Source organism: Streptomyces sp. NBC_00483 (assembly GCF_036013745.1).
Taxonomy (GTDB): domain Bacteria; phylum Actinomycetota; class Actinomycetes; order Streptomycetales; family Streptomycetaceae; genus Streptomyces.
The window spans coordinates 288,412-313,451 of sequence record NZ_CP107880.1 but is presented as its reverse complement, the minus strand read 5'-3'; the positions used below and the strand labels follow the sequence as shown (position 1 = coordinate 313,451).

The window sequence follows — 25,040 nt, the reverse complement described above, 5'->3', positions numbered from 1 at the left end:
GCGCTCACCTCAACCAGGAAAAGCCGCCCACCCCACGACGAGTCATCTGACGCTGTTCTCGACCCCGTAGATGAGATTCTGGCACATCCGAAGTGCCGGGTGAGTCGTCCTTGGTCAAGTGCGATAGCGGGCCACGCGAGAGAAGCTTCCGGCCTTGCCTATGTAGTCCTTGATCGAGTACTGCCTGACCGTGCTCGGTTTCGTCCTGGCGATCGTCGGACGCATGGACAACCTACGGGGCTTCGTGGTGCTGCCCAAGCGGTGGATCGTCGAGCGGTTCTTCGCCCACCTGATGCGAAGCCGCCGCCTGGTCCGCGACTTCGAACGCTCCACTACCAGTGCCGAGGCGATGATCTACTGGTCGATGACGATGCTCATGACCCGCCGTCTGGCCCGGCAACCCCCGCGGCGAGGGTGAACCGGCCCGGCTGCCGCTCGGCCAGCCAGCCCCGTGCCACCAGACGCTTCGCTTTCGAGCGCAGTGCCTCCACCTTCGCCGGCGCCGCATCCAGGCTGAACAAGGCGGCCATCTCCTGGCAGGTCAACGGACCTTGATGGAGACGGCACCGGTCCGCGAGGACCTGCAGGATGCGCTGGTAGTCCACCGACAGCACCGGCCAGCCCAGGCCCTCGCGCCAGACCGGCACCTGCGACTTCGCCGCCGCCGGCGAAGTCACCTCGGCCTGCTCGGAATCGTCGGCCTCTTCGGACGGGTCCAGCACCTCGCCCACCCGTGACCGGGCAATGGCCCACTCCTTCCAGTCCCGTCCGGCCACCGCCAACTCGGCCTGCACGCGGTCGACGTCTTCCCGCAGCTCGTCCACCCGACGACGCGCAGCAAGCTCACGCTGTTCCAGCAACCCCACGACCGACGGCATCCGAGACCTCCCCAGGGGCGATGAGCACGACAGGCCACCACTCCCACAACACCACCACCCCTATGCCTGACCAGCCAAAACACCGCCCTCAGGTTCGGAACGACAACAGCCACTAAGCGCACTCTCGGTCATCACCCAGCGCGGAAACGGTGGTAGAGCGACTTTGCCCGGGGGAAGGTTAGCTGTTCGCGGCCGTTCGCAGCGAGACTGACCGGACGTGGAGCCGCGTCGAACCCGTGCTCTTCGAGCGCGAGGAGATGGGCATGGAGGGCGCGCGCGGTCGACGGCGCCGGGCGTTCCACCAGGGCACCGTGACGGAAGACCGCGCCCGCGTTCACCATGCCGCCGACCAAGGATTCGCCTTCTGCTGTCTCGCCCTCACCCGTCATGTCGATCACGCTACCGTCGAGTCGGCTGTGTGTGGGGTTGCCTTCGCGTGCACTTCAACTCCTAGCGTTCGCGGGCCCTGGCAGGGGCTTGGCGGGGAGCCGCTCGGCTGGGGCGAGGTCGATGATGAGGAGTCCGTGCGTGCCGTGCGCCGTGCGCTGGATCTCGGCGTGACCTTCTTCGACACCGCCGACGCGTACGGGACCGGGCACAGCGAGCGCGTGCTGGGGCGGGCGCTGGGCAAGCGACGGGCGGACGTCGTCGTGGCCACCAAGTGGGGCAACCTCTTCGACGAGGAGAGCAGGGTCCGCACGGGCGGCGACGACTCACCGGCGTACGTGCGGCAGGCGTTGACCGCGTCGCTGGCCCGGCTGGGTACCGATTACGTGGATCTGTACCAGCTGCATCTGTCGGACGCTGACCCCGAGCGGGCCGCGCTGCTGCGGGACGCCTGCGAGGGCCTCGTAGGGGAGGGGCTGATCCGTGCGTACGCATGGAGCACCGATGACCCGGAGCGCGCGGCCGTCTTCGCCGCGGGCCCCCACTGCGCGGCCGTGCAGCACCGCTGCAACGTCTTGCAGGATGCGCCCGAAATGCTCGCCCTGTGCGAGGAGTTCGACCTCGCGAGCATCAACCGCAGCCCGCTCGCGATGGGCCTGCTGACGGGAAAGTTCACGCCGGGCAACACGCTCGCGACCACGGACATCCGCAGCGCTCCGCCCGCCTGGCTGCCGGGGTTCGCGGTGGGTGGCGGCGTCGATCCGGAGTGGTTGGCGCGTGTGGAGGCGGCGCGGTCCGTCCTCACGAGTCGCGGCCGTACTCTCGCTCAGGGGGCGCTGGCTTGGTTGTGGGCGCGCAGTCCGCGCACGGTACCGATCCCCGGATTCCGGACGGTTGCCCAGGCGGAGGAGAACGCCGGGGCGATGGAGTTCGGACCACTGTCGGCGGGCGAGCTCACCGAGATCGATCGTGTGCTGCAGGCCTGATTGGCAGACGTGGTCCGCTCGACCCTCCCGCCCTGGGGTCGAGCGGACCACGCTTCTGGGATTTCGGTCTCTTACAGACCTCCTGGCCATTCAGAGCTACTCACGGCGAGGAGGTGACACAGCTTCTGACGTCGGGAAGACGAGCAGGCGACCCGAAAGCCTCATCGAGCGCGCCAGCCTCGAAGGCTAAAGAACGAGCTGAGATTCATCGGGCGGGGCCCTGCTCCGTGCTTGTGCGGCTCGCGATTTGAGGGAAGTCGGTCCTCAGACCCTTGCTCGCCGGTTGCGGACGGACAGGGCAGCTCCCCTTGCGGGAGTCGGACGCGTGCGTCGCATGCCGGCGAGGCTGTGGGCAGTCGTTGCTTCACTCGCCGTGGGCGCGGGGGCCTTGCACAGTAGAGGCGGTTTCTGGGACTTCCACGATCAGGTGGTGGTCCTCCACGGTGCCGGCCTCGATGACGTCCGCGGGAGCGAGGTCCGGCGTTGTCTTCTTGGCCGCCGTGGCCGCCGGTTTCTGTCGTGCGTGGTGACGGGCGTTGACGGCGGCCACCAGGACGGTGGCGGTCGCGACGAACGCCGCCATCACCCACAGTGCGTTGTGCAGTCCGTCGGTGAAGCCGTCGGCGGCGATCTGCCGGAAGGCAGCGCGCGAGGACTCCGGGACGGTGCTCGCCGGGCTGTCCAACTGGCCCTGGTTCAGGGCGTTAGCGAGGGCTTCCGGTTGGTGGCCGTAGGGGCCGGGGAACGTGTCGAGTTTTCCGTCCAGCTGCGCGCGGGTGAAGGTGACGAGCAGGCTTCCCACGACGGCGATGGAGATGGCCTCGCCGGCCAGGCGCATGGTGTTGAACATGCCGGCCGCCATGCCCGCTCGCTCCGGCTCGACGCTGGAGACGGCGGCGCCGTCCATGACACCGAAGGAGACACCGACTCCGATGCCCACCAGCGCATAGGGCCCCAGCGCTGCCCAGTTGCTGATGCCGGGGTGCAGGATGGTCAGCCATGCAATGCCGGCGGCGATGAACGCGATCGATGCGGTGACCATGTGGCGCATGGGGATCCAGCGCAGCAAGTAGCCGGTGACCAGGGGGAAGACGACCGTGGGAACGGTGAGCATCATCAGGTCTATGCCCGCGTGCATCGTGGACTGGCTGTTGACCGCGGTCAGGTAGCTGGGCAGGTACACCAGGAGTGGGGTGGAGCCGAGCACGATCGCGACCACGGCTACGCACAGGGAGACGAACGTCGGCTGCTTGAAAAGGCTGAGGTCGAACATGGGCCGCTCTTGGCGCTGTTCGACAATCACGAACGCCACCAGTAGTGCCACGCAGGAGAGGTAGGACGCGACGATCACCGGCGCGGTCCAGCCGAATTCCGGCCCTTGCAGCAGCGCGAAGATGAGGGCTGCGAGCGCTCCACTGAAGGTGAGCGAGCCGCTCCAGTCGACCTTGGTCGCGTTGGGGTCGGAGGACTCGGGCAGGAAGCCGATCAGTGCGACCACGAGGGTGGAGACGATCGCCGGGACCAGGAAGATGGCGCGCCAGCCGAAGGCCGTGGACAGTGAGCCCGCGACGAACGGGCCGAAGGCCAGGCCCACGCCGATCGCCGTGCCGAAGACGCCGAACGCCTTGGTGCGCGCGGGTCCTTCGAAGATCTGGGCGAGGAGAGCGCTGCCGGAGGTCAGCACCATCGCTGCCGCGAGACCGGCTGCGGCCCGTGTCACGTCCAGAAGTGCGATGTTGCCGCAGATTGCGGATGCGTACGAAGAGAGCGCGAAGCCGATGCTGCCGATGAGGAAGATTCGTCGGCGGCCGAACCGGTCCGCGAAGGAACCGCTGGCCAGCATGAAGCTGGCGAAGGTGAGGTCGTAGGCGTTGACGATCCACTGACCTGCCGCCAGCGAGTTGTGGAAGTCGGCGGCCACGCCTGGCATGGCGATCGACGAACCGGTCAGCGTCACCGGAAGCAGAAGCGACGCAACGACCACGATGATGAGGCCTACGACGGGATTCGTTTTTCTTGCTTTCGGTTTCCTTGCGGATGTCTCTTTCATTTCTTTCTTTCTCCCTCGCGGACGGTCATGATGAAGCTACGCATATCGCCGCTGATTCGAAATATTGCAAGAGAGGCACGAAGGATGTTCCGAAAGAGACGCAGTCAAACTCGTCGGGTGTGCCGAGGTGTTCGCTCGGAACACCAGTGACCGCCTCTTCGAAATTCGACTACCGCCCGAGCAGAACACGTTCAGAAAAGTTCCTGCGGTTTCAGCGAAGATGAGCAACGTTCGTGCCAGAACCCGTTGTTGTCGTCGGTGCGGAGCCTGTCGGTCTCGTCCTCGCCTGCGAACTGCTCCAGCAGGACGTGCCCGCAAGGATTTTGGATGCTGCTCGTGGCCACTCCGCCCACGGCCGTGTGGCCGCGGCGCGCCTGGGGCCGAGCAGTAAGCGGACGGTGTGGCCGCGCTGGGCATGTTCCTCGCCAACACCCACCGCAGAGCGGACAAACTCACCGATCGACGACGCCACGACCTCGACCAACTCGACATGCGCTGATGGGTAGGTGCCGGCGGCCGGGGGCTGTGTAGTCATGCCGCGGAGGTCGCGCCGGTTAGTGGCACGTCAAGGGCGCAAGATCAGTTTCCCCTGTGTGCGGCGGCCGAGCAGGTCCTCATGCGCGTCGCAGGCTCGCCCCAGGTCGTACTGTGCGCCGATCAGTGGCCGCAAGTGATGGTGTGCTGTGAGGTCGAGCAGTTCCTTCAGCGCTGTGCCGGTGGCTCCGTGCCGGGCGATGAGTGGGATGAGCCAGAAGCCCGCAACAGTGATGGTGTCCACCGCAAGCCGACTCGGCGCAATCGCGGCGGCGGGTTGTCCGGACGAGGTGCCGTAGGTCACCAGTCGGCCCAGATATCCGAGTGTATTCAGTGCGGAGTCGAGGACGGGGCCGCCGGTGGCATCCAGGATGATGTCGACCGGGCGTCCCTGATTGGCGTCGAGCACGCGCTCACGGTATCCCTCCGGGTCGCCGTCGGTCGCAGCGTCCGCCCCCAGTCCAAGGGCAAGGGCGCGCTTGTCCTCAGACGATGCGGTGGCGATGACCCGTCCTGCGCCGAATTGCCGGGCCAACTGAACGAGGAGACTGCCCGTGCCGCCCGCGGCGGCATGGACCACCACGGTCTCACCGGGCCTGATGCGTGCGACCGATCGTAGGAGATGCCATGCCGTCAGCCCCTGTACGAGAACAGCCAGCGCTTCGCCCGCGCTCACCGCATCGGGCAGGGCGATCAGATCGCGGTCGGCCACAACCGTCTTCGCAGCGTAACCGCCCTGCGAAACGTAGCCGAGGACTCGTCGGCCCGCTGTGGTGCGTCCGACGACTTCCATGCCCGGGATCCGCGGGAAAGGGCCGCTGGGGGCGTAGGGGCCGTCGGCGTGTGCGCCCGCGATCTGTTTGATGTCACCGAAGTTGACTCCTGCGGCTTCCACGTGGACCAGTGTCTGCCCCGGCCCTGCCTCCGGATCCGCCACCTCCGTTTCCGCAAGGACTTCCGGGCCGCCGAAGCGCTCGTATGCCATCGCGCGCATGAATGCCTCTCCTCCTCTTCTCTCGCTCTCGCTGCCGGACGGTGCTGTTGTGCTCTGCAGGCGAGATCTCAGGAGTCGGATCCGAGCTTGGGCCCAGACCCGACCGCGGCTCAGAACCCCGGCAGCATCACACGCTGTGCCTCGACTACCAGCCGGGCGGCGATCGTTGCCGCCGGCAGGACCTCGTGGACCAGCCCAACGGATTGCCCGGCGTACAGGGCCATGGAGTCCACTTCGCCTCTCATGCCCACCAGCGGTACGGCGTCTTGGTAGCGCACATATGGAGTTCCTTCGCCGTCTACGACAACGATGTCGTCCTCCCCTGGCCGGGGCGGCGGCGGCGATCCGGCGCGTTCCCAGATGTCCAGCGTGCGGTTGCGCAGCGAGCGGTGGGGGGCGTTCGGCCAGCCGCCGTCGAAGCATCGGGTGTATTGCGCCTCTTCAGTTCGGGCGCAAAGGATCCGGTGGCGGTACCTGTCGTGTGTTCGGGCTTCGGTGGCGGCGAGGAACCGTGTACCCATCCATACGGCCTGCGCTCCGAGCGCCAGTGCCGCTGCCAGGCCCCGGCCGTCGGCGATGCCCCCTGCAGCGATCACAGGAAGCGGGGAGATGGCATCGACGACGGACGGCACCAGTGGCAGCGTCGCCGTGAGACCCCGCACGTGCCCACCGGCCTCCCAGCCCTGTGCCACCACGGCATCGACCCCCGTGTCGGCGGCGTGCCGTGCCTCGTCCACAGAGCCAACAGTGTGCACATGGACGGCGCCTGCCGCGTGAATGGTCGCAGTGCATGTGGCCGGGTCGCCCCAGAAGGTGGAGATGATCGGTACTCCGTGCTCCAGGCAGGCGTCCAGTCGTTCGGCAACGGGGAAGTCGAGCACCAGGTTGGCGCCGAAGGGGCGCTGAGTCAGCTCGCGGACCCGGTCGATGGTCGGGGCGATCTCCTTCACAGGCGTCCAGGTGAGCGCCAGCATGCCCAGGCCGCCTGCGTTGGATACGGCAGCGACCAGTTCAGGGGAGGCCGCGGAACCAATCGGTGCCTGGACGAGGGGTAACTCGACGCCGAACCGGCGACACAGGGGCGTCGTGAGGGACGGGCGGTGGGCGGGCACGCGTTGACTCCTCATCGGTCGCCGTAGGGCGGCAGTGGCCGGGCGGTCATGCGTCTGTCGTCCTGGTCAAAAGCATGCTCAGGTCGAGTGCTGGGGCACTGTGCGTCAGAGCTCCGACGGAGATCTTGTCCACGCCGGTCTCCGCTATCGACCGCAGCAGTTCGAGGGTGATGCCTCCGGATGCCTCCAGAACGACGGTGCGGCCGGGGGCGATTTCTTCCCTGGCCTGGACGACCTGTTCGATCTCCGGGACCGTCATGTCGTCGAGCATGATCCAGGACGCTCCCGCGTGCAGTGCTTCCACTGCCTGCGCCACGTTCTCGACCTCGACATCGACGAGGGTGACGTGGCCCTCGGCCGCCATGGCGGTGTGCACCGCGGTGATTGCCGCGGTGATGCCTCCGGCGGCCGCCACGTGGTTCTCCTTGAGCAGGACCATGGCGGACAGGTCGAGGCGGTGGCTGCTGCCCCCTCCTGCCGCGACCGCGTACTTGTCGAGAGCGCGCAGCCCGGGGGCCGTCTTGCGGGTGTCGAGCACTTGCACGCCGAGGTCGGCGACCAGGTCGACATGGCGCCGGGTGAGGGTTGCTATGCCGCACATACGTTGCAGAAAGTTCAGGGCGGTGCGTTCTCCCGTGAGCAGGCTGCGTGTGCGGCCGCTGAGGTGGATCACGGCCTGGCCCGGGCGGACGAGGCTGCCCTCGGGGATGAGTTCCTTCACGTCGATGTCGGGATCTATCTGGTGAAAGACCTCGGACACGACGGGCAGGCCGCAGGCCTCGCCGCTCTGTTTGGCGATGATCTCGGCTTCTTCGTGCAGTTGCGCAGGCACGCTCCAGCGGGTGGTGATGTCGTCGTGCGCGTGATCTTCCGCGAGCGCCCGGCTGACTGCCTGACGCGCTGCTAAAAGGGGGAATTCCATGAGTCCTCGCTTCGGGTGCACTGCCGGCCAAGTCGGGTCCTGAGTAGGCCAGGAACGGTTAGCCGGGCTGTCGTTCGGGGTCGTGCCGCTTTCAGTCCGTGGGGGCAGGCGCTTCCAGTTCGGCGGCCCAGCGCTCTGCCCATGCGTGCAGTCCGACGAGCTGGCTGGGGAGTGCCAGACGAAGGTGCCCTCGACCTTGGCCAGGCGGACGTCGTAGTCGTTGACTCGGGTGAGGATCCGTGGACTCCAGCGCTCCTGGAACGATGCCAGGACGGTGTCGATGTTGGTGCTCGTGTTCGTCACGCGTCGATCTTCGAACTTGCACCCCTCGCCCTAACAGTGCAAGGAATAGCACATGTCGAAAGATTCCTCGCACCTGCACTCCATCGTCGCACTGGTTGACGACGGCTCGAACCCGTTCGAGTTGGCGTGCCTGACCGAAGTTCTTGGGATCGATCGGCCTGAGGCTGGCGGGCTGCTCTACGAGTTTCAGCTATGCGCACGGAAGCCGAAGGTGTCGATGCGACAGAGCTTCTTCGCGATGACCGATATCGCCGGCCTGTCGGCCCTGGAACAGGCGAACACTGTCATCGTCCCTAACCGTCCCAACACGGCCGCGCCCCATCACCCTGACGTGCTTGATGCGATCGCGCGGGCCTACAAACGCGGAGCACGAATGATCGGGATGTGCAGCGGGGCGTTCACCCTCGCTGAGGCAGGCGTACTGGACGGGCGTCGAGTCACCGTGCACTGGCAGTGGACTGAAGAGTTTCGAGCTCGATACCCGCGCGTCCGTGTCGATGATGCCGTCCTGTTCGTCGACGACGGCGACATCCTCACCTCGGCCGGCAGCGCTGCCGCCCTCGACCTCGCGCTCCACGTGGTACGCCGCGACCACGGCGCTGAGATCGGGGCGACCGTCGCCCGCAGGCTCGTCTTCCCAGGGCACCGTCCCGGTGGGCAACGGCAGTTCATCGAACGCCCTCTCCCCAAGGAGAAGGAGAGCCCTCTTGCCGCGGCGCTCTTCTGGGCCGAGCAGCAAGCGACTAGGCCAATCACGGTCGCCGAGATCGCCTCGCGGGCCGCGATGAGCCCGGCGACCCTGCACCGACGCTTCCGCAACGAGCTGGGCTGCACCCCGAACCAATGGCTGACCGCGGTTCGCGTCGAGCACGCGCGCCGACTCCTCGAACAGACCGACCTCGCCATCGGCCAGATCGCACACCAATCCGGCCTTGGGACGGCTGCCAATCTTCGCGACCGCCTGGCCACCCAAACGGGCCTGACACCAACCGCCTACCGACGCACCTTCTCGGCTTGATTGACCCAGGGACGTGAAGGCCACAACCGTCATGAGCATCCTGGCCAGCAACAACTAGGAACCCGAGCTTGGCCCGGAAATGCCCCGGAACAGCTGGTCAGAGGTGGGATATGGGTGGGAGGAATCGGGAGTTAGGGCTTATATCGCTCGCACCCTGGTGCACGTTCGAGGGTGGGCGCCTGGCCGGAGTAACACCAGGTCAGGCGCCCTTTTCGTGCTCCTAGAAGAACCCGAGCTTCTGTGCCGAGTAGCTCACCAGAAGGTTCTTCGTCTGCTGGTAGTGGTCCAGCATCATCTTGTGGTTCTCGCGGCCGATGCCGGACTGCTTGTAGCCGCCGAACGCTGCGTGTGCCGGGTATGCGTGGTAGCAGTTGGTCCAGACGCGGCCCGCCTGGATCGAACGGCCCGCCCGGTACGCCGTGTTGACGTCGCGGGTCCACACCCCGGCCCCGAGGCCGTACAGCGTGTCGTTGGCGATCTTGATGGCGTCGTCGTAGTCGGCGAAGGAGGCCACCGAGACGACCGGGCCGAAGATCTCCTCCTGGAAGATCCGCATGCGGTTCTGGCCCTCGAAGATGGTGGGCTGGACGTAATAGCCTCCCGCCAACTCGCCGTCGTACTCGATGCGTTGGCCGCCCGTGAGGACCTTCGCGCCCTCCTGCTGGCCGATGTCCAGGTAGGAAAGGATCTTCTGGAGCTGGTCGTTGGAGGCCTGGGCGCCGATCATCGTGTCGGTGTCCAGGGGGTGGCCGGGCTTGATGGCCTCGGTGCGGGCGATGGCCGCCTCGATGAACTCGCTGTAGTGGCCCTGCTGGATGAGCGCGCGGGACGGGCAGGTGCAGACCTCGCCCTGGTTCAGGGCGAACATCGTGAAGCCCTCGAGGGCCTTGTCGCGGAAGTCGTCGTCCTTCGCCCAGACGTCGTCGAAGAAGATGTTCGGGGACTTGCCGCCGAGTTCGAGCGTGACCGGCTTGATGTTCTCCGAGGCGTACTGCATGATCAGGCGGCCCGTCGTGGTCTCGCCGGTGAACGCGACCTTCGCCACGCGGGACGACGAGGCCAGGGGCTTGCCCGCCTCCACGCCGAAGCCGTTGACGACGTTGACCACGCCCGGCGGAATCAGGTCCTTGACCAGGTCCAGCCAGACGTGGATCGACGCCGGGGTCTGCTCGGCCGGCTTGATGACCACCGCGTTGCCGGCCGCGAGCGCCGGAGCCAGCTTCCACGTCGCCATTAGGATCGGGAAGTTCCACGGGATGATCTGCGCGACGACGCCGAGCGGCTCGTGGAAGTGGTACGCGACCGTGTCGTCGTCGATCTCGGAGAGGGAGCCCTCCTGCGCGCGGACCGCGCCCGCGAAGTAGCGGAAGTGGTCGATCGCGAGGGGGATGTCGGCCGCGAGGGTCTCGCGGATCGGTTTGCCGTTCTCCCAGCTCTCGGCGACGGCGAGGAGTTCGAGGTTCTGCTCCATGCGGTCGGCGATCTTGAGGAGGATGTCCGCGCGGGCCCCGGGCGCCGTGCGACCCCAGGAGGGCGCGGCGGCGTGCGCGGCGTCGAGGGCGCGCTCGACGTCCTCGGCCGTGCCGCGGGCGATCTCGGTGAACGGCTGTCCGTTGACGGGGCTCGGGTTCTCGAAGTACTGGCCGCGGGCGGGCGGCGCGTACTCGCCGCCGATGAAGTGGTCGTAGCGGGCCTGGTAGGAGACGACGGAGCCCTGCGTGCCGGGCGCTGCGTAGCGGGTCATGGTGAGTGGCCTCCTGTGCGGCTGCCCGCCTTTGGGCAGCGTTCGCAAGGGAGGCTAGGAGTCCGGACGTTGCAGTTACGTTGCGTACGGGGCCGGGGAGCGCAGTTCGTCGTCGAGCGCGGCGAGGCGGGCAAGCACCGGCGGCGTCGGGCGGATCGCCGCGAGCGCGCGCCAGACGTCCAGGTCGTCCTCGCCCCACGGTGCGTGCACCCAGTCGGCCAGCAGGTCGGGGTCGGCGCGGGCGATGAGCGCGGCCCGGAGTTCGTCGACGAGGCGGTGCCGGATCCGGGCCACGGCGGGCGCCTGCGACAAGGGGAGGAGCGGGCCGGTGTACGCCGAGGCCGCCGCCGTGACCGCTCCCGAGGCGAGGCGGCGCTCGACCGTGGTGAGGTCCGAGTCGACCGGCGTCGACAGCCGGTAGGGGCGCGAGCGCAGCACGTCGGGGCCCAGTACCCGGCGCAGCCGGGCCAGTTCGGCGCGCAGCGTCACCGGGGTCACGGACTCGTCCTCGTACAGGAAGCAGAGGAGTTCGTCGCCGGTCAGGCCCTCCGGGTGGCGGGAGAGCAGGACGAGGAGCTCGCTGTGGCGGCGGCTGAGGCGCAGCTTGTGGCCGTCCGGCGTGAGGAGGAGGGCCTCGTCGCGGCCGAGCACCGTCAGGCGCAGGGCCGGCTCGGCCGCCGGTGGCGGTGCCAGGAGGGCGAGTTGGGACTCCGCCGCGCGCGCCACCGCCTGCACGAACGCCAGGCTGTGCGGGTGCGCGAGGCGGTCGCCGCCCGTGATGTCGATGGCGCCGAGCAGTCGTCCGGTGTGCGGGTCGTGCACGGGGGCCGCCGCACAGGTCCACGGCTGCACCTTGCGGATGAAGTGCTCGGCCGCGAACACCTGTACCGGGCGGTCGACGGCGACGGCCGTGCCCGGCGCGTTCGTCCCCATCGCCGACTCCGACCAGCGGGCGCCCGGCACGAAGTTCATTCGGTCCGCCGCCTGCCGCGTACGCGCGTGCCCCTCCACCCACAGCAGCCTGCCGTGCGCGTCGCACACCGCGAGCAGATGCTCGCCGTCCGCGGCGAACGTGCCCATCAACTCGCGGAACAGCGGCATCACACGGGCCAGCGGATGCTCCGCCCGGTAGCTGTCGAGATCGCCCTCCGGCATCTCCACCGACGCCGAGGCGTCCGGGCTGACGTGCGCGCCCGCCGAGCGGCGCCAGGACGCGGCGACGACGGGGCGCACAGGGCGGGCCACGGTGCCGGCCGCGGTGAACCGGTCGTGCGCGCGGCGCAGCGCCCGGACCCGCTCGGACGGATCGGTGCCCGGCTCCAGGGCGACCCACTGTTCGGTCAACGCGGCCTCCAGGCGGGATCCTTCGCGACGGTGCGGTGGCGCGACCATCGTCACCCCGGGGACGCGGGCCGACAAGAAGCGGAACACGGATCGGGCGATTCGGCACATGCCACTCACGGGTGTGGAGACGGCCGCGCCCGCCGGGATCAGGAGGCGGCGACCAGCCGCATGTACCGGTCCCAGTCCCAGTTCGGGCCCGGGTCCGTGTGATCCGCGCCGGGCACCTCCACGTGGCCGATGATCCGCTCGCGGGTCTTCGGGATGCCGTAGCGCGTGCAGATCGACGCGGTCAGCGCCGCCGACTCCCGGTACATCGCGGCGGTGAAGTACTCCGGTTTGTCGACCCACCCTTCGTGTTCGATGCCGATGCTGCGCGTGTTGTAGTCCCAGTTCCCCGCGTGCCAGGCGACGTTCTTCTCGCGCACCATCTGGGCGATGTGCCCGTCGGAAGAGCGGACGACGTAGTGCGCGGAGACCTGCTTGGCCGGGTTCTTGAAGATGTCGAGCGTCGTCGCGTACGACTCCTGCGTCACGTGGACGATCACGAACTCGACCGGGTACGACAACGGGCGCCCGGACTCCGTGTAGTTGGACTTGCTCGCCGGAACGGACTGGGCCTTCGGGTAGTCCACCGTCGCCAGCGGCAGGGCGTCGGCCCGGCCCGTGGCCAGCAGTGCGGTGGGCGCCGCGGCGAGCGCGCCGAGTTGGAGCAGTCGGCGGCGGCTCGGGAATGATTCTTTTGCTCGGTCCATGTCAATCCTGCCTCTCGGGTCACCGGTGGGGCGGAACTCAGTGGGGCGGGTGCGGTGCTGTGGGGGTGAGTGGGGGAGTGGGGGAGTGGAGGGGTGGGGGATCGGTTGGGGCGGGGGCTCAGAGTTCGGGGCGCGGCAGGCTCGCCGCGCTTTCGCGGAGCCGTGTGTGCAGCCCGCGGTGCGTCTCGCGTGCAGGCAGCCATTCCTTGCGGAGCTTGGCGACGCACGTGTAGTTGGTGTCGCAGACGTTCGCCAGCGGCGACTCCACGGTCTGCGTCACGAACTGGTACGCGTCCAACTCGCTGAAGCCGTAGTCCCGTACGAGCCACTGCACCAGGTCGAGCTGGGATATCCGGAAGGCGTCCTCCAACGGGCGGGCCGAACCCGTCGAGACGATGTGCGTGTCCGACTCGATGCGCGGCCACGGCGTCGCCACGCCCTTGAGGAGCTCGACGATGACGACGGTCCGCATGGCGCACTCCACGGCCACGCCGCAGGTCTCGCCCTCGCCCTGCCGCGCGTGCCCGTCGCCGAGGCTCAGGAGCGCGCCCTCCACGTTCACGCCGAGGTAGCAGGTGACGCCCGCCCGCATCTCCGGCGTGTCCATGTTCCCGCCGTGCGCGTCCGGCACGAGCGCCGAACGGACCTCCAGATTCGCGGGCGCGACACCGACCGTGCCGTGCATCGGGTCCATCGGCAGCTCGGCGATGAAATCGCTGTCCCGCGCCGCGAACAGGGCGGTGCGGCGCGCCCGGTCGAGCTGCCATATCCAGACGGTCTCGGGGAGTGGCGGCTGCAGCGTCGCGGTCGCGTGCGTCGACGTCAGCGCCCCGAACAGCGGCACCGTCGTGGACGCCGCCCAGTCGCGCGCGGGCTCCACCGACACGAAGTGCACCGCCACGGTGTCGCCCGGCTCGGCACCCTCGATGTGGAACGGGCCGGTCTGCGGGTTGAGGAAAGGGAACTTGCAGACTTCCGAGACCAGGTCCTTCTCGGAGCGGACCCGGCCGGCGAAGCAGTCCTCCGTGAACAGGTCGAGCGCCGTGCCCGGAGCGATGCGCGCGACGGGCGGCGCACCGCCGAACGTCCAGGCGTACTCGCCGGGCCCCGGCCGGACGGTCAGCATCCGGAGATCGCTCATGAGGACTGCGCTCCGCTCTGTGGGCAGTGGATGACGGGCGTAGGGACGCCGACGACGCCGAGCACCAGCGATATGCCCACGACGGAACACGCGTAGACCTGGCCCCGCCCCGATGGCGGCTCGACGCTCTCCGTGACATCCCCCGACACAGGAATCCCCCTTTCCCGTGCGCACGCCACCACCCGTCGGACGGACGGGAGTGCGGCGCCTCGCGTGAATTACGGTACGGGGCCCACAGGTTGGGGCGGAAGGGGGCGCGGAAGATCTGTGGACAACCCACGCAATGTGAACAACCGCATGTCAGAGGTCCGAACCAGTGGCGTGTGGGGGAGCGGCGCCACGGTGCGTGGGGGCAGGTGGCGTCAACGCGGCAGCCAATGGTGGGGCCCGCACCGCCCTCAGGCGGCGACCGCCCCCATCGGATCGTCGAGCACCGCCCGCACCACCGAGTGCGCCGCCCCCAGCAGCGGCCCGTCCGAACCCAGGCCGGAGGTGATGACGCCGTCCTCCGGGGACGCCGTGCGGCGGGTCAACTCCCGCTCCAGCGACGGCAGAAGCCACGGTGCGAGTCGGGACAGCGCGCCACCGAGGACCACCGCACGCGGGTCCACGAGGTTGACCGCGCCGGTCAGCGCGATGCCGAGCGCGGTGCCCGCCGAGCGCAGCGCCCGGCGCGTCGAGACGTCACCGTCGGCGGCCCGCTCGGCGAGCAGCGACACCCGGTCGGGGCCGGGCTCGATGCCCGCCGCGCGCAGCACCGCCTCCTCACCCGCGTACTGCTCGAGACACCCACGCCCGCCGCACGGACACGCGGGTCCCTCCGGGCGCACCGGCACGTGGCCCAGCTCCCCCGCGAACCCCCGTGTCCCGCGCAGGAGGTGACCGTCCACGACGAGCGCCGCGCCGATGCCGATCTCCGCCGACACATGGAGGAAGTCGGCGGGGGAGTCCTCGGCGAGCCACAGTTCGGCGAGGGCGCCGAAGTTCGCCTCGTTCTCGACGGTGACCGGCACATCGACCGGGAGCAGGGACGCGACATCCGTGTCGTGCCAGTCGAGGTTGGGTGCGCGCACGACGGTCGTGGTGCCGCGTGCGACCAGGCCCGGCACGGCGATCGCGAGCCCGGCGGGCCGCAGCCCGGCCGCCTGCGCCTCGTCGGTCACCTCCCGTACCAGTTCCGCGAGTTCGTCCAGTACGGGCTTCGGTGCGCGCTCCCGATTGCTCACCCGGCGCCGTGCCCGCGCCCGCACCTCGCCCCGCAGGTCCACCGCGCACACCGCGAGATGGTCGACGCCCACTTCGGCGCCGAGACCGGCAGGACCCCGACCGCTCACGGCGAGCGCCGAGCCCGGCCGCCCGACGCCGCCCGGACGCTGCGGCCCCAGCTCCTCCAGCAGCCCCGCCCGGATCAACTCGTCGACCAGCGTGGACACGGCGGCCCGGGTCAGGCCGATGTGCTGCGCCACCGCGGCCCGCGAGAGCGGACCCTCGGCGGCGACGGCGTGCATGGCGCGGGACAGGTTGCGGCGGCGCATGGCCTGCTGGGTGTCGGACGTGCCCGGTCGCGGCCGGTGCAGTGGTGCGGTCATGCGCTCATGCTCCCAGGGACGGTGAGGTGCGATCTTCCGGAGGTGGGCCCGGGCCCGCTCATCGGGTGGGCCTCACTCGTTCCCGAGAAGCGCCCCCGCCTCCCCGAGCACCCCCGAAATCCGCTCCAGCGCCGCCTCGTCCCGCCGCTCCACCGGTTCGAGCAGCGGACCGCGCGCCGTGTCCCAGCGCCGGGCCACCGCCCCCGCGTCCTCGCCGGTCAGCACGCCCGCGGCCTGCGCCGCCGCTCCCAGCGCCACCAGTTCGCCGGCCTCGGGCACCTGCACCGCCCGCCCCGAAAGCCGCCGCACCGTCTCCTGCCAGGCCGTCCCGCGCGCCCCGCCGCCGATGAGCAGCAGGGGAGCTGCGGGGTCGGCGTCCGCGTCGAGGACCCGGTCGAGCGCTCCGAGCAGCGCGTGCACCGCCCCGTCGTACGCCGCCTGCAGCAGCTGCCCGCCGGTCGTGTCGTGCCGCAGACCCGTCAACAGGCCGGAGGCGTCCGGCAGGTTGGGGGTCCGCTCGCCGTCCAGGTACGGCAGGATCGTCGCCGTGCCGCCCGCCTCGACGGCCTCCCGGTCCAGGCCGAGCAGCGCCGCGATCCGGTCCACCGCGAGTGTGCAGTTCAGCGTGCAGGCCAGCGGCAGCCAGTCGCCGCGCGCGTCCGCGAAACCGGCGACGGTGCCGGAGGGGTCGGCCGGCCGGTTCCGCGACACGGCGTAGACCGTGCCCGATGTGCCGAGGCTCAGCACAGGAGTCCCCGGCAGCAGGCCGAGGCCGAGCGCGGCGGCCGCGTTGTCACCGGTGCCGGGCGCCACCAACGTGCCCTCCGCGAAGGGCAGATCGGTTCCCGCGCGTACCGTGCCCGCGACCTCGCCGGGCGCCACCACCCGCGGCAGCAGCGCCGGGTCGAGCCCCACGCGCCCGAGCACGTCCTCGTCGTACGCCTCGGTCGACGATGCCCACCACCCCGTACCGGACGCGTCGCCCCGGTCCGTCGTGCCGTCACCGGTAAGACGGCCGGTGAGGTAGTCGTGCGGCAGCCGGACCGCGGCCGTGGCGCGCGCCGACTCCGGCTCGTGCTCGGCCAGCCACGCCCACTTCGACACGGTGAAGGAAGCCGCCGGCACGATGCCGAACCGCTCCGCCCACGCCTTCGCCCCGCCCAGTTCGTCCACGAGGCGGCGGGCCTGCGGCGCGGAGCGCACGTCGTTCCACAGCAGCGCGGGTCGCACCGGACGCCCCTGCGCGTCCAGCGTCACCAGACCGTGCTGCTGCCCGCCGACCGACACCGCCGAGGCGCGCCGGGCCGCGTCGCCGCACTGGGCCAGCGCGTCGCGCAACGCCCGGTACCACTCCTCGGGGTCGCTCTCGCGGCCAGCGCCCGAGGTCACGGTGTGCGGTGCCTGCCCGCGCGCCACGGTCGCGCCGGTCGCGACATCGACGACCAACACCTTCGTGGACTGCGTGGAACTGTCGACCCCTACGACGAGGGGTCCATCGGCAGCTGACATGCGGCTCTCCTGAAATCTCGGGAAATCTGTGTCTGTAGGACGGTCGGCTCTTCCCAGCGGCGTTCCCGCATACTAATTTGTAAAGTGCCATGACGAAATAGGCGGCCGCACTCCATGTGCGCGGCCGCCGGGCAACGGCTAGGGAGCCGCGAGATGACGTACCAGCCCACCCCTGACGACAAGTTCACCTTCGGTCTGTGGACCGTCGGCTGGCAGGGCCGCGACCCGTTCGGCGACGCCACCCGTCCGGCACTCGACCCGGTCGAGTCCGTGCAGCGCCTGTCCGAACTCGGCGCCCACGGTGTGACCTTCCACGACGACGACCTGATCCCCTTCGGTGCCTCCGAGGCCGAGCGCGAGTCGCACATCAAGCGCTTCCGGCAGGCCCTCGACGCCACCGGCATGGTCGTCCCGATGGCCACCACGAACCTGTTCACGCACCCGGTCTTCAAGGACGGCGGCTTCACCGCCAACGACCGCGACGTGCGCCGCTACGCCCTGCGCAAGGTCATCCGCAACATCGACCTCGCCGCCGAGCTCGGCGCCAAGACCTATGTCGCGTGGGGCGGCCGCGAGGGCTCCGAGTCCGGTGGCGCCAAGGACGTCCGCGACGCGCTCGACCGCATGAAGGAGGCCTTCGACCTCCTCGGCGAGTACGTCATCGAGCAGGACTACGACCTCAAGTTCGCCATCGAGCCCAAGCCGAACGAGCCGCGCGGCGACATCCTGCTGCCCACCGTCGGCCACGCCCTCGCGTTCATCGAGCGCCTGGAGCGGCCCGAGATGTACGGCGTGAACCCCGAGGTCGGCCACGAGCAGATGGCGGGCCTCAACTTCCCGCACGGCATCGCCCAGGCCCTGTGGGCGGGCAAGCTCTTCCACATCGACCTCAACGGCCAGTCCGGCATCAAGTACGACCAGGACCTGCGCTTCGGCGCCGGCGACCTGCGCGCCGCGTTCTGGCTCGTCGACCTGCTGGAGCAGGCCGGCTACGAGGGCCCGCGGCACTTCGACTTCAAGCCGCCGCGGACCGAGGACTTCGACGGCGTGTGGGCCTCGGCCGCCGGCTGCATGCGCAACTACCTGATCCTCAAGGACCGGGCCGCCGCCTTCCGCGACGACCCCGAGGTCCAGGCGGCCCTGACCGCCTCCCGCCTGGACGAGCTCGCCAAGCCGACCGCCGCCGACGGCCTGTCCGCGCTGCTCGCCGACAAGAGCGCCTTCGAGGAGTTCGACGTGAACGCGGCCGCCGAGCGCGGCATGGCGTTCGAGTACCTCGACCAGCTGGCGATGGACCACCTGCTGGGCGTGCGCGCCTGACGTAGCCCGTACGGAAGCCCCGTACGGAAGTACGGAAGGGCCGTGACCGACCGGACGTACGTCGTCCGGTCGGTCAACTTCCCTCAGGGGCTCGCGCGTTGGGCCCGATGCGGCAATTCTGGAGGGGTGTCCTTACCCCCGATGCCGCCGCAGCCGCCCCCGCCGCCGAACAACGTGCCGCCGCCCGGTGGCTTCGGTGCGCCGCCGCCCGACGGGCCGCGCCGCCCCGACCGGCGCAAGTCCCTGGTGATCGCGACGCTCGTCGCCCTCGTGGTGATCGTGGGCGCCGTCGTTCTTCTGACGACCCGCGGCAGCTCCTCCGACGGGGACAAGAAGTCGCCGGACGAGAGCAGCGAACAGGCCACGCGCTCGTCGTCGCCCCGTATCCCGAGCAAGCTGCCGTCCTCGCTGCCCAGCAACCTGCCGAGCGAGCTCCCCAGTGGGCTGCCGAGCGAACTGCCCTCGGACATCCCCAGTGAGCTGCCGAGCGAGTTGCCCAGCGAGCTGGGCGGCTGAATTCGCGGACTCGACGGCCGCTGGGTGCTTCTACAGGGCGCGCCGACGGCCGCGAGGTGCTCCTACAGGGCGCCCTTCGGCAGTTTCACGTGTGTCACCTTCGTCTCGACGCCGCTGTCCACGAGCCGTCCGTCCGCGTCGAACGCCCCGTCGCCGTCGGTCATCCCGAAGTCGTTGTCGTTGATCAGGGCGAGGGTGTCGCGTCCCGCGAGGGCGATGCCCTCGATCTTGTCCGGGATGCCGTCGACCTTGTCGAGGTCCACCACGAGACGCTTGGCGAGGACCGGCACGCCCTTCGCCGCCGGGTCGTCGAGCTGCTCCAGGGACGGGGACGTGCCGGCGTCGTCCCAGCGCCCGCCCAGGATGTCGGCGCCGCGCGTGAGCCGCACCTCCTGAAGGCGGGCCGCCTTGTCCGTGCGCTCCTCGACGAGCAGCCGGTCGCCGCCGACGGCGACGACGGAGGAGATCTTCAGCTCGGAGGGGTCGTCCTCGCCGGGGTCCACCACGTCCACCGGGTCGAAGCGGTACGCGTACTCCGCCGTGACCGCCTGGCTCTTCGGCGAGAACCGCAGCAGGCGCGTCGTCCGCGAGGCGTCACCCGCGTCCTCGTCCGGCAGCGACAGCGGGCTCTGCACGGCCAGGACCAGGTCCCCGCCCGGCAGTTGGGCGAGCCCCTCGAAGCCCCGGTTGACCTTGCGGTGCAGCAGCACGGACGGCAGCGACTCGACGACCGGGTAGTCGGCGCCCTTCAGGTCCAGCCCCTTCGGCACGTGCCGGGCGAGGACCCGGCCGTCCGCGGAGACGTGCACGAGCGAGGGGCCGTACTCGTCGACGAGCCAGAAACTGCCGTCCGCCGCGCGCACGATGCCCTCGGTGTCGAGACCGTTCGGGTTGTACGAGAGCGGGGACTCGGCGTCGTACGAGTACGGCTTCTCGTCCCGGCCCTCCTGGTTCGACAGCCCGGTGACGGGCTTGCCGGACTTCGTGGTGAGCGGGATCGCGTCGAGCACCTTCACCTGGTCGCCGGTGACGCGGATCTTCGCGATCGCCGGGTCGAAGCCGGGCACGGGGAACGTGCGGCGCTTCGTGCCGTCGACCTTGATCTGGCCGTTCGGGCCGCGGTCGGTCACGGTCCAGAACTCGCCCTTGCGGCCCGCCGGGTAGAGGTCCGAGCCGATGCCGCCGAGGTCCACGCCCCGGTCGTCGTCGACCGTGCCCGGCAGCAGGGCGTTGCTGAACTCGCCCAGGGGTACGTCGCCGAGCCTCGCACTCCCGGTGACCTCGGCCGCCGCAGACCCGGTGGGTGCGCCCGTCGCGGCCGGCGCCACACCGAGCGCCACGAGGGCGGCGAGCGGCACACCCGCGGCGACGGAACGGCCGAGGGTGCGGCGCTTGCCGGGGACGAGCGGGGACATGGGGCCTCCTGGGGCGCGGACGAGGTGTACAGCGCACACGCTCGGCCCCCGCCCCGAACACGGAGTGACGCCAGGGTGAACAGGGCCGCTCAGGAAGGCGACTTGATCTCCACCGGGAAGGTCAGCCGCATCGACAGCCAGGCGTACACCGGGCCGAGCGCGTTCATGGCGACCACGCACACCCAGGCCGCCCACGGGTTGCCCGCCTCGAAGCCGAACCCGCCGAAGAACGTCGCGAAGTAGCTGGCGAAACCGAAGAACATGCCGGGAATGAGCGAGAAGAACCGGACCCGGCCCGTGTACATCAGAGCGCTGTTCAGGACGAGGATGCACAGCGCCCCGAACGTGTTCCGGGCCAACTGGCTCTCGCCGAACGCCGTGCCCGCATGAGTCTCCAGGAGCACGATGAGCAGTGCGTACGTGGAACCCACCGGCATCGCGCACCACAGCCGTCGCGCGCCGGCCAGGTTCGGGCCGCCCATCAGGAACATGCCCGCCCACGAGATGAAGATCGCCCAAGGTGGCAGATGCAGCGCGGTCCCGCCCACGAAGGCGGTCGTCGCGGCGAGCACCGACGCCACGATCTCGTGCGGAATCCGCTCCCGGAGCACGGGTGTCACCGGAGCGGCCGTGCTCGTCCCTGTCGTCGCCTCGGCCATGTCAGACCACCCCGCCCGCGACGAGAGAACCGTCGAGTTCCGCGGAGACCGCCGAACGGGCCACCACCCGCCCCGACTTGACCACCGCGGTGCGCACGGGCCGGTCCAGGAGCAGCGTGGCGTAATCGCGGGTGTCCAGGACGACGAGGTCCGCCACCGCGCCCTCGCGCACCCCGTAGTCCGCTTCCGGAATGCCGATCACGCGAGCGGCGTCGTACGTCACCATGCGCAGCACCCGTCGCAGATCGGCGGGGCCCGACAGGTGCGCGATCCGGGCGAGCAGCAGCGCGGTCTCCAGGACGTCGCCGGTGCCGTACGGGGTGAACGCGTTGCGGATGTTGTTGGTGGCGCAGGCGGTGAGGACGTCCGCGTCCCAGAGTTCACGCACGGGGGCCAGGCCCCGGCGCGGCGCCGTGTCGTCGCCGCGACCGCCCAGGAAGAGATCCGTGGCGGGCAGCGGCACGACCGCGACCCCGGCGGCCGCGAGTTCGGCGAGGACCGTACGCCGTTCGGCAGGCGGGCGCCCGGCGAGCGAGGTGGCGTGGCCGAGGGTCACCCGCCCCTGGAGGCCACGCTCGGCGGTGCGGGCGGCGATGAACTCGGCGAGGGCGAAGCGGCTGTCGCCGTGGTCGTCGCCGAAGTCCGCGTGCAGATCGGCAGGGACGCCGTACTCGGCGGCGAGATCGAGGACCAGCTCCACGTGCCGGTGACAGTCGGCGAGGGAGGCCTCGTTGTAGGTGCACCCCCCGACGACATCGGCGCCCGAGTCGAGCGCCTCACGGAGCAGCTTCTCCGTGCCGGGCGCCTTGAAGATGCCCTCCTGGGGGAACGCGACGACCTGGAGAGTGACCAGGGCCGCCCACCTCTCGCGCAGTTCCAATAGGACGTTGAGCCCGGTCAGGCCCGCTACCGGGTCGACGTCGGGATGGGCGCGGATCGCGGTGGTGCCGTTCAGGACGCACATCCGGAGCACCTGCTCGGCACGCGCGCGTACCTCGTCGTACGTGAATCCCGCCTTGAGTAGCGCAGTGATCCTGATGGCGTCCGCGAGTGAGCCGGTGCCCTCCGGGGTCAACCCGTCGAGCAGTGCCTTGTCCGGGTGCAGATGGGCCTCGATCAGACCGGGCACGACGACGCGGCCCGCGCAGTCGAGGACCTCGGCGCCGATGTCGTCCGGCGCGGCGAGACCGGGGCCGATGGCCTCGATCCGTCCGCCACGGATGCGGATGTCGGTCGGGTCGGGCGAGTCCTCCACACGCGCGTGGCGCAGCAGCAGAGCGGTCACGGTGGTTCTCCTTCGGTCGAGAGATGCGTGACGGGCAAGTGCGGGTGCGGTGCGTGCGGGCGCGACCTGGGGGGATTGGTGGTTACGTCTGGGGTGGATCGGTGGGTTACGTCTCGGCGGGGAAGTCCGCCTTGCGGATCAGGCAGTGGACGCCCTTGATCTGGTCGACCACCTGTGAGACCTCGAAGTCGGCCGCCGCGCTGAGATACGCGTACGCGGTGGCCCGGTCCATGCCGGTGCGCGCCGTGAGGAAGCCGAGTGCGGAGCGCACGCACTGGCGCATCGCCTCGTCGAGGTCGGCGTCGAGTCCGAGCGCGATCCAGTGCGTACGTGTCTCGGCGAACGGCTCCGCGAGCAGCCCGGTCACCCGGCGTGCCGCCGCGCCGCGCACCACGGACAGCTGCACCGTCGCCCGAAGCGGCGCCTCCAGCGCGGTGAGCGCCACTTCCCCGTTGCCCTGCGCGAAGTGCGGGTCACCCGCGTAGAAGCCCGCGCCGTCGGTACGTATCGGCAGGTACAGGGTCGAGCCGCAGGTCAGGTGCTTGATGTCGAGGTTGCCGCCGAAGGGGCCCGGCGGCACCGAACTGCGCGTGTCCGCGCCGTCGTCCGTCACGCCCATGATCCCGACGAACGGGCCGAGCGGGAAGCGTGCGCTCAGCGTCGGCGTGCAGCGCAGCACGCCGAACTCGGCGCCGTCGCCATCGCGTTCGACCGTGCAGAAGGAGGAGACCGTGCCCTCGGCGGCGCGCTTGGTGTCCGGGCTCGTGAAATCGGCGGCAGGGTCCGGGAGTTCATCGGGCAGGGAGCCGCGGGTGTGCCGGTTGGAGACGATGCCGTAGTGCGTGCGCCGGTGCAGGCTCAGGGTGCGTACGCACAGCAGGTCACCGGGGCGTGCGCCGCGCACCGCGACGGGGCCCGTGACGATGTGCGGGCCGATCGGGCCCTCCGGCTCGCGCCCGAGGTCGGACGCCGCGATCTCCTGGGCGTCGCGCGGCACTTGGTGGGCCGGTACTCCGTAACCGCCGAAGAACTCCACCGGGTCGCGGCCCTGGTCGGGCAGGATCCCCTCGTGGGAGACGAGATCGAACGTGACCGTGTCACCGTCGTCGACCTTCAGTACCGGGGCGCTGTCCGCGCGGGGGAGTACGCCCCAGCGGGCGGTGTCGGGCGTGGTGGAGAGGTGGTGGCGGCCGTCGACGGGCATGGCGTCGGGGGAGGGGGCGGCGGAGGTCAGCGTCATAGGGGGTCCTTCGACCGTGAGGGGGCGGGGAGGCGACGGGGAGGGGCAAGGAGGGGGTCGGCGGCAGGGACGATCTTGATGTCGTCGTGTTACGGCCCCGAAGCGGTCGTGTTGCCATTACCAAAGTCACTGCCACTGCCACTGCCACTGCCCTCGCTGTTGACCGACCGGACAGTTCGGGCGGTCGGGACGATGCGCGTGCCCGTCGCGCCGCGCAGCGCCTCGCTCAACGCGCCCGGTGACGTGATCAGCACACGGTGGCCGCCGGACGCGAGGAAGTCCAGGGCCGAGCGCACCTTCGGCCCCATGCTGCCCTCGGGGAACTGCCCCTCCGCCAGATACCGGTGGGCCTGCGCCGCGTCCATGCGGTCGAGGTCCCGGTGGCGCGGGGTGCCCCAGTCGAGGGCGATCCGCTCGACTCCGGTCGTCACGATCAGCTCGTCCGCGCCGAGCGCGGAGGCGAGCAGTGCGGAGGTCGCGTCCTTGTCGACGACCGCCTCCACGCCGCACAGTGCCCCGTCGGGTCCGCGGGTGACGGGGATGCCGCCGCCCCCGCCCGCCACCACGACGTGTCCGGCGTCCAACAGGGCGGCGACGGCGTCGAGTTCGACGATGGCGTGCGGCGCCGGTGAGGGGACGACGCGGCGCCAGCCGCGCCCCGCGTCGTCGGCGACGGTCCACCCGTGCCGGGCGGCGAGCCGCTCCGCCTCCGCGCGCTCGTAGTGGGTGCCGATGGGCTTGGTGGGCCGGGCGAACGCCGGGTCGGCCGGGTCGACGACGGTGTGCGTGAGCAGGGCGACCGGCCGGGACCCGGCCGGCAGGGCGTCCGACAGGCCTCGTACGAGGATGTAGCCGATGCTTCCCTGCGAGTCGGCGACACACATGTCGAGGTCGAGGAGCGGGAGTTCGGGGGCGAGCTCGGCCGCGAGGTCGGAACGCCGCTTGATGAAGCCGACCTGTGGACCGTTGCCGTGCGTGACGACCACGCGGTGCCCCGCACGGACCAGCTCCGCCACCGGGCGCGCCAACTGCCGGGCGGCGGCGAACTGTTCCGCGATGGTGGCGCGCGGGCCGCCGTTGAGGAGTGCGTTGCCACCGATGGCGAGGACGGTGACAGGGGCGACGGGGCGCGTCACGGCCGGTGGCCGCACGGGGGAAGCGGCTGGTGGGGGCGCGGTTCCTGGAGGCATGTCAGGACGATAGGAACGCCCGGCGCGGCGGTCATGGGCAGCCGGTGCCAGCGTGTGCGCGGGGGCGTTGACGCTCGCTGACAGTGCTTCGGGGGCGACCGGGTGGGGGCGGACGACGGCACCGCCGCGGTATCGAGGAATCGTATACAACC

The 25,040-nt window shown here is 70.2% G+C and carries 21 protein-coding genes and 1 pseudogene; 5 read left to right on the top strand and 17 right to left on the bottom strand.

Annotated features, from left to right (window positions below; genetic code table 11):
* The first annotated feature begins 169 nt into the window (after positions 1–169).
* Positions 170–418: a hypothetical protein gene (locus tag OHA73_RS01535; protein ID WP_327653880.1), complete on the top strand. Its 249-nt coding sequence runs from the start codon at positions 170–172 to the stop codon at positions 416–418.
* Here OHA73_RS01535 and OHA73_RS01530 read toward each other — a convergent pair.
* Both OHA73_RS01530 and OHA73_RS01525 read right to left on the bottom strand, forming a co-directional pair.
* A complete protein-coding gene (locus tag OHA73_RS01530; RefSeq protein ID WP_327653879.1) occupies positions 375–878 on the bottom strand; it encodes a hypothetical protein in 504 nt (167 codons plus the stop codon). The two genes, OHA73_RS01535 and OHA73_RS01530, sit on opposite strands and share 44 nt — an antisense overlap.
* Positions 879–989: 111 nt before the next feature.
* A pseudogene (locus OHA73_RS01525) lies at positions 990–1,267 on the bottom strand (aminoglycoside phosphotransferase family protein); the annotation flags it as partial.
* A 27-nt stretch (positions 1,268–1,294) separates the two neighbouring features.
* Here OHA73_RS01525 and OHA73_RS01520 point away from each other — a divergent pair.
* Positions 1,295–2,251 (top strand): aldo/keto reductase, encoded by a 957-nt coding sequence (locus OHA73_RS01520; RefSeq protein WP_443063015.1) that lies wholly within the window; start codon positions 1,295–1,297, stop codon positions 2,249–2,251.
* A 364-nt stretch (positions 2,252–2,615) separates the two neighbouring features.
* Here OHA73_RS01520 and OHA73_RS01515 read toward each other — a convergent pair whose 3' ends face one another.
* The 4 genes from OHA73_RS01515 to nadC all read right to left on the bottom strand — a co-directional run bounded on the left by OHA73_RS01515 (position 2,616) and on the right by nadC (position 8,166).
* On the bottom strand, positions 2,616–4,235 hold the full coding sequence (locus OHA73_RS01515) for an MFS transporter (protein WP_327653878.1): 1,620 nt from the start codon (positions 4,233–4,235) through the stop codon (positions 2,616–2,618).
* A gap of 631 nt (positions 4,236–4,866) precedes the next feature.
* Positions 4,867–5,829, bottom strand: a complete 963-nt coding sequence (locus tag OHA73_RS01510) for a quinone oxidoreductase family protein (RefSeq protein WP_327653877.1) — start codon at positions 5,827–5,829, stop codon at positions 4,867–4,869.
* A gap of 110 nt (positions 5,830–5,939) precedes the next feature.
* On the bottom strand, positions 5,940–6,941 hold the full coding sequence (locus OHA73_RS01505; RefSeq protein WP_327653876.1) for an NAD(P)H-dependent flavin oxidoreductase: 1,002 nt from the start codon (positions 6,939–6,941) through the stop codon (positions 5,940–5,942).
* Between the two features lie 46 nt (positions 6,942–6,987).
* Positions 6,988–8,166 (bottom strand): carboxylating nicotinate-nucleotide diphosphorylase, encoded by a 1,179-nt coding sequence (gene nadC / locus OHA73_RS01500; RefSeq protein WP_327653875.1) that lies wholly within the window; start codon positions 8,164–8,166, stop codon positions 6,988–6,990.
* A 52-nt stretch (positions 8,167–8,218) separates the two neighbouring features.
* Between nadC and OHA73_RS01495 the strand changes: the two genes are divergently transcribed.
* Positions 8,219–9,184 (top strand): GlxA family transcriptional regulator, encoded by a 966-nt coding sequence (locus tag OHA73_RS01495; protein WP_327653874.1) that lies wholly within the window; start codon positions 8,219–8,221, stop codon positions 9,182–9,184.
* Between the two features lie 220 nt (positions 9,185–9,404).
* Here the strand turns inward: OHA73_RS01495 and exaC are convergent, their stop codons facing one another.
* From exaC to xylB, 6 genes are all read right to left on the bottom strand, one after another.
* Positions 9,405–10,928: an acetaldehyde dehydrogenase ExaC gene (gene exaC / locus OHA73_RS01490; protein ID WP_327653873.1), complete on the bottom strand. Its 1,524-nt coding sequence runs from the start codon at positions 10,926–10,928 to the stop codon at positions 9,405–9,407.
* Positions 10,929–11,003: 75 nt separating this feature from the next.
* A complete protein-coding gene (locus tag OHA73_RS01485; RefSeq protein ID WP_327658378.1) occupies positions 11,004–12,272 on the bottom strand; it encodes a GAF domain-containing protein in 1,269 nt (422 codons plus the stop codon).
* 146 nt (positions 12,273–12,418) lie between these two features.
* Positions 12,419–13,024 carry an N-acetylmuramoyl-L-alanine amidase gene (locus OHA73_RS01480; RefSeq protein ID WP_267072479.1) on the bottom strand — a complete coding sequence of 202 codons (606 nt, stop codon included), beginning with the start codon at positions 13,022–13,024 and terminating at the stop codon, positions 12,419–12,421.
* Positions 13,025–13,142: 118 nt separating this feature from the next.
* Positions 13,143–14,165 (bottom strand): acetamidase/formamidase family protein, encoded by a 1,023-nt coding sequence (locus OHA73_RS01475; protein WP_327653872.1) that lies wholly within the window; start codon positions 14,163–14,165, stop codon positions 13,143–13,145.
* 398 nt (positions 14,166–14,563) lie between these two features.
* The gene (locus tag OHA73_RS01470; protein ID WP_327653871.1) at positions 14,564–15,754 is read right to left on the bottom strand and encodes an ROK family transcriptional regulator; all 1,191 of its coding nucleotides are present in this window, start codon (positions 15,752–15,754) and stop codon (positions 14,564–14,566) included.
* A gap of 72 nt (positions 15,755–15,826) precedes the next feature.
* The gene (gene xylB / locus OHA73_RS01465; RefSeq protein WP_327653870.1) at positions 15,827–17,263 is read right to left on the bottom strand and encodes a xylulokinase; all 1,437 of its coding nucleotides are present in this window, start codon (positions 17,261–17,263) and stop codon (positions 15,827–15,829) included.
* Between the two features lie 153 nt (positions 17,264–17,416).
* On the opposite strand from xylB, the gene xylA reads away from it, so the two are divergent.
* Positions 17,417–18,583: a xylose isomerase gene (xylA, locus tag OHA73_RS01460; protein ID WP_327653869.1), complete on the top strand. Its 1,167-nt coding sequence runs from the start codon at positions 17,417–17,419 to the stop codon at positions 18,581–18,583.
* A 126-nt stretch (positions 18,584–18,709) separates the two neighbouring features.
* Positions 18,710–19,099, top strand: a complete 390-nt coding sequence (locus OHA73_RS01455; protein ID WP_327653868.1) for a hypothetical protein — start codon at positions 18,710–18,712, stop codon at positions 19,097–19,099.
* A 62-nt stretch (positions 19,100–19,161) separates the two neighbouring features.
* Here OHA73_RS01455 and OHA73_RS01450 read toward each other — a convergent pair whose 3' ends face one another.
* The 5 genes from OHA73_RS01450 to OHA73_RS01430 form a co-directional block, all read right to left on the bottom strand.
* Positions 19,162–20,514 carry an esterase-like activity of phytase family protein gene (locus tag OHA73_RS01450; protein WP_327653867.1) on the bottom strand — a complete coding sequence of 451 codons (1,353 nt, stop codon included), beginning with the start codon at positions 20,512–20,514 and terminating at the stop codon, positions 19,162–19,164.
* 89 nt (positions 20,515–20,603) lie between these two features.
* Complete coding sequence (locus tag OHA73_RS01445) at positions 20,604–21,173, bottom strand: DUF1097 domain-containing protein (RefSeq protein ID WP_327653866.1); 570 nt, start codon at positions 21,171–21,173, stop codon at positions 20,604–20,606.
* A 1-nt stretch (position 21,174) separates the two neighbouring features.
* Complete coding sequence (locus OHA73_RS01440; RefSeq protein ID WP_327653865.1) at positions 21,175–22,458, bottom strand: amidohydrolase family protein; 1,284 nt, start codon at positions 22,456–22,458, stop codon at positions 21,175–21,177.
* A 106-nt stretch (positions 22,459–22,564) separates the two neighbouring features.
* Positions 22,565–23,698 carry an acetamidase/formamidase family protein gene (locus OHA73_RS01435; protein WP_327653864.1) on the bottom strand — a complete coding sequence of 378 codons (1,134 nt, stop codon included), beginning with the start codon at positions 23,696–23,698 and terminating at the stop codon, positions 22,565–22,567.
* A gap of 89 nt (positions 23,699–23,787) precedes the next feature.
* The gene (locus tag OHA73_RS01430) at positions 23,788–24,888 is read right to left on the bottom strand and encodes a carbamate kinase (RefSeq protein ID WP_327653863.1); all 1,101 of its coding nucleotides are present in this window, start codon (positions 24,886–24,888) and stop codon (positions 23,788–23,790) included.
* Positions 24,889–25,040 lie beyond the last annotated feature (152 nt).